The following is a 1,052-nucleotide window of genomic DNA, read 5'->3' on the forward strand; positions in this document are numbered from 1 at the left end:
GCCGATGCGCTGAATTGTTCATATTTACGTGATCATGAGGTTAATATTTTTAACCTAAACAACGTGCTTGCAGCGGTTGATGCTTTTATTGAAAAAGTAGACTGTTTGTACATTACGATTGATCTAGATGTATTCGCGGCTGCGGTTGCACCGGGAGTCAGTGCACCTGCTGTAAAAGGAATTGATTTAGCGACTTTTGAAGCGATTTTTAAGCATATTCAAGAGACTGGAAAAATCAAACTTTTAGATATTGCTGAGTGCAATCCAAAATTTGATTTGGACAATCGAACAGCAAAACTGGCTGCCTATATTGTTTATCAATATTTGTTTTCTTGAGAAACAATTTTTAATGTAGAAATGAAAAAGTGCACTGAGATCGCTCATGTGCGCTTTTTTTTGACTTTCTGGTAAATTAAAGTCGGATACGGAATATAGATAGCAACTATAATTAATTTAATTAAAAAGAAAATTAATTTATAAAATCATTTAGTTAAAAAAATACTCGATTTTTACACTATTTTATATGCTGCTTGGCACGTAATTTGTTTTGTCTTTATTTTAACTTCGTTAAATATGTTTGGATAATTAAATGAAAAACAGAACCTTACATTTTGCTTGTATCAGTGTTTTATTTTGGATGTCTCATTCTTCTAATGCTGCAACCCCCGAAATAAATACAAATACTATCGAAAAATCACAATCTAAACAAAAGAGTGATGTCTCTGTTCGGGTGAAAGCTTTAAACCAACTTTTACAGGAACAGTGGGAATATACTTTGAAAAATAACCCTGAAACTGCAACGACTTTAGGCGATTTACGCTACAACGATCGATGGACCGAGTTTTCAAAAAATCAGATTGAGAAAGATAAAAAAACTACGCAAAATTTTTTAAAACGTTTTGAAGCAATTGATAGCACAGGGTTTTCAGCAACTGATCAATTAAATAAAGATTTAATGATTTATCAGTTGAAAGAAACACTTAAAAATTATGATTTGAAATTGTATGAGATGCCTTTTAATCAAATGTGGGGCCTACATTTACAATTTCAGG

2 protein-coding genes are annotated in these 1,052 nt (G+C 31.9%); both read left to right on the plus strand.

Annotated elements, in window-relative coordinates; genetic code table 11:
* A partial coding sequence (locus VXQ92_RS20965) for an arginase family protein (protein ID WP_416683062.1) occupies positions 1-336 on the plus strand: 336 nt, incomplete at its 5' end.
* 253 nt (positions 337-589) lie between these two features.
* Positions 590-1,052 (plus strand): DUF885 family protein (locus tag VXQ92_RS20970; protein WP_416683063.1); only part of this gene is annotated, 463 nt, incomplete at its 3' end.

This window comes from Acinetobacter sp. 228 (assembly GCF_048147885.1).